A 3,064-nucleotide genomic window follows, 5' to 3' on the forward strand; every position below is an offset into this window, starting at 1 on the left:
ACTCAACGTGCGCGGTGTTGATGGTGATACCGCGAGCTTTTTCTTCTGGAGCGCTGTCGATCTTGTCGAATTCAACTACGGCCGAACCGAAAACTTCGGAGCAGACGCGAGTCAGAGCAGCGGTCAGCGTGGTCTTACCGTGGTCTACGTGACCGATGGTGCCTACGTTGACGTGCGGCAGGGAACGATCAAATTTTTCCTTAGCCATCGATATCACCCCTAACAGAAGAAATTGAGCAAACAACACGAGCCATTAAAACAAAGGCAGATATTTTCATATCTGCCTTGTTATATGGAGCTCTTGAGCGGATTTGAACCGCTGACCTCACCCTTACCAAGGGTGTGCTCTACCAACTGAGCTACAAGAGCGTAAAACTTTGCACAACCTGCAAACTTGGAGCGGGTAGCGGGAATCGAACCCGCATCATCAGCTTGGAAGGCTGAGGTTCTACCACTAAACTATACCCGCGGAGCCTGCAGCTCACGCTAAAATCTGGTGGAGGGAGAAGGATTCGAACCTTCGAAGTCGTAGACGTCAGATTTACAGTCTGATCCCTTTGGCCGCTCGGGAACCCCTCCTAATCAGGCCGGCATTCTATACTATGCCAAACCCCTGTCAAGCATTTTCTCATTTAAAAACCTGAGGTTAGCTGCATTGACACCACCCCACTGCTTCTACCTTTTCAGGTCTTCGCTGTAGAGCGGGCGCCATTCTATGCAAACTATTCAGTAGGTGCAACCCCCTCGCACAGCATTATTTTATGTTTTAACTCATTGAATTCCTTGGAAAGGTTTTGTAACTGAGCATCACCCAGCAAACGCTGGGTTTCGGGCGTAATCTGGAACCAATATGAGCCGCCGGAAGACTCTTTTGACGAAGGAAGAGCTTTTGCTCCAATCTCCGTCAAACGCTGTTCCAACGCCTGAGCGGTCTCGGGGCGCGCCAAACCACCTACATAAAGGCACTGCCCATCAGACTTCCCCCCAGTCCTTTTTTCACGGGAAGCATCACCACCAGCCTCACTCAGCAAGCGAATATCCTGTTGCGAGCCACGATAAAGACTGAGCGGCGTTACATCCTTTGCGCGTAGCGGGGCCTCCTGCTGATGCCAGACGTAATAAAACACATTGAGTACCAGAAGCAGAAGAAACAACCAACGCATACAAACCTCAGGACAAAGGACACGCCATAGCCAAACCCACGAACACCAAATCGGGAACAATCCGAGCCTCAGGCGCAACATCCGAAACCAGCTCGGCATCACCACCCGTAATGAAGACACTGTAGTCATCACCCCAGTAGGAGCGCGCCATCTCCAGCTGCGTCAACACAAATCCCCTGAGCATCAACGAACAGCCACGCTCTACAGCCTCAGCCGTATTGCGCCCCGGAGCCTGGCTCGTCAATGCACGCTCTGCCGCCAGGTCTCCATAGCGAATTTTTCGAGTATGCGTACGCAACTGATTACGCATCAGCGGCATGCCAGGACAAATGAAGCCTCCCAGATGCTCGCCGTCCACGGAGATAAAGTCCGCAGTCACCGCTGTCCCGAAATCAAGAACCAGACAAGCACCTTTAGCCAGGTGAAAACCACCAAGCATCGCCAGCCAGCGATCGAGACCAAGGCGCTCATAGTCGTCGTAACCATTCTTTACGCCGGACATCTCGCGAGCGGGCGCCGCACAGACAACGGAAATGCCGAACTCATGCTTGAGCAAGCCAATCAGCAAATTAGTCTCATCTTCGGTTCTTACGCTGACGAGGCGACATTTCTTGAGAGACACTTTCTCGAACGATCGAAGACCGTCAACCAACGCCATGTCAGAGTCGACCACGCCCTCCGCGACCAAGACGCCGGCCTCAACGCTCAGCACACGCCATTTGATAAAGCTGTTTCCACAATCGAGCTCAAGAATCATCACGCAACCTCAAGCTGAGCTCACCGCCACTAAAGACCTTTTCCACACCATCTACCTTCAGCCTAAGCGCGCCCTGATTATCGATTCCCAGCACCACACCCTCTACCTGATTGACACCGGCGGTGAGAGAAACCGGCTGCCCTTGCCACAAATGACTCGCCTCCCACTCCGCCTGAAGCGCAGAGAAGCCACCTGATTGGTGACGCTGCAGATAGAGTTGCAGCTGCTTACTCAGCTCAATCGCCAGAATATTGCGATCACAAGATTTGCCCGATTCTAGACGCATTGAAGTCCATTGCTGATCAACTTCGTCTGTAGCCTGCATGTTCACATTAATGCCTATGCCCAACACTACATGGCACACGTCTGCTGGATCACCAACCAGCTCCAACAGGATCCCGGCGATTTTTTTTTGGTCGACCAATACATCATTGGGCCATTTCAGCCCTGCACCTGGCACCCCAAGCGCATGCAAGGCCTGCATGACCGCGAGACCAACAACGAGACTTAACCCTTCAAGCTGACGCATCCCACCATCGATGCGCAGCACGAGACTGTAATAGAGGTTTTCAGCAAACGGACTCACCCATTTACGGCCTCTGCGCCCCCGCCCTGAGCTCTGGCGCTCAGCCAGTACAAGAAAGGGAGCCGCCCGCCCCCCATCCACCGCGCGCAGCGATTCAGCATTAGTCGAGTCCACGGAATCGAAGATACTGACAGACCAGCCGGAAAGACTTTCCTCTATCCTGAGCGAGTCAAGCAGCGCCAATGGCGAAGCCAATTGATAGCCCCGCCCTCGAACTTTATGTATGGATAACCCAAGCTCCGCCTCCAGATGCTGAAGCTGCTTCCACACCGCACTTCGACTAATTCCCAGAGCAACACCCAGGGCCTGACCGGAATGGAATCGACCATCCTTCAGAAGGTTCAACAACGTCAGCATGCAGGTCTCGCCTCAGAATGAGGCCCGAATAATAGCCATGCACCGGGCCGCTGCATAGAATTCAAACAATCCATTTTCCTGCGGGCAAAACAAAACCCCAACTGCTTTCGCAATTGGGGTTTCGGAATTTAATCTTGACGATGACCTACTCTCACATGGGGAAACCCCACACTACCATCGGCGATGCATCGTTTCACTTCT

The 3,064-nt window shown here is 52.9% G+C and carries 4 protein-coding genes and 3 tRNA genes; all 7 read right to left on the reverse strand.

All coding sequences use genetic code 11. The annotated features are described in order from the left end of the window. Nucleotides 1-208, reverse strand: a 208-nt coding sequence (locus EIY71_RS28355; protein ID WP_232254023.1) for a GTP-binding protein, incomplete at its 3' end; no start/stop codon positions are given. Between the two features lie 85 nt (nucleotides 209-293). Then, nucleotides 294-369: transfer RNA gene (locus EIY71_RS28360), tRNA-Thr, on the reverse strand. 26 nt (nucleotides 370-395) lie between these two features. Beyond that, a tRNA-Gly gene (locus EIY71_RS28365) sits at nucleotides 396-469 on the reverse strand. Nucleotides 470-494: 25 nt separating this feature from the next. Continuing rightward, nucleotides 495-579, reverse strand: a tRNA-Tyr gene (locus tag EIY71_RS28370). A 143-nt stretch (nucleotides 580-722) separates the two neighbouring features. Continuing rightward, nucleotides 723-1,163, reverse strand: coding sequence for a hypothetical protein (locus tag EIY71_RS28375; RefSeq protein WP_102686412.1), 441 nt, complete (start codon nucleotides 1,161-1,163; stop codon nucleotides 723-725). Nucleotides 1,164-1,170: 7 nt separating this feature from the next. Then, nucleotides 1,171-1,920, reverse strand: coding sequence for a pantothenate kinase (locus tag EIY71_RS28380; RefSeq protein ID WP_085747588.1), 750 nt, complete (start codon nucleotides 1,918-1,920; stop codon nucleotides 1,171-1,173). Beyond that, nucleotides 1,910-2,863: a bifunctional biotin--[acetyl-CoA-carboxylase] ligase/biotin operon repressor BirA gene (birA, locus tag EIY71_RS28385; RefSeq protein ID WP_085747587.1), complete on the reverse strand. Its 954-nt coding sequence runs from the start codon at nucleotides 2,861-2,863 to the stop codon at nucleotides 1,910-1,912. The genes EIY71_RS28380 and birA overlap by 11 nt, the downstream gene beginning before the upstream one ends. Nucleotides 2,864-3,064: the final 201 nt, after the last annotated feature.

The organism is Pseudomonas sp. CH235, assembly GCF_004368175.1.
Taxonomy (GTDB): domain Bacteria; phylum Pseudomonadota; class Gammaproteobacteria; order Pseudomonadales; family Pseudomonadaceae; genus Aquipseudomonas; species Aquipseudomonas paraglycinae.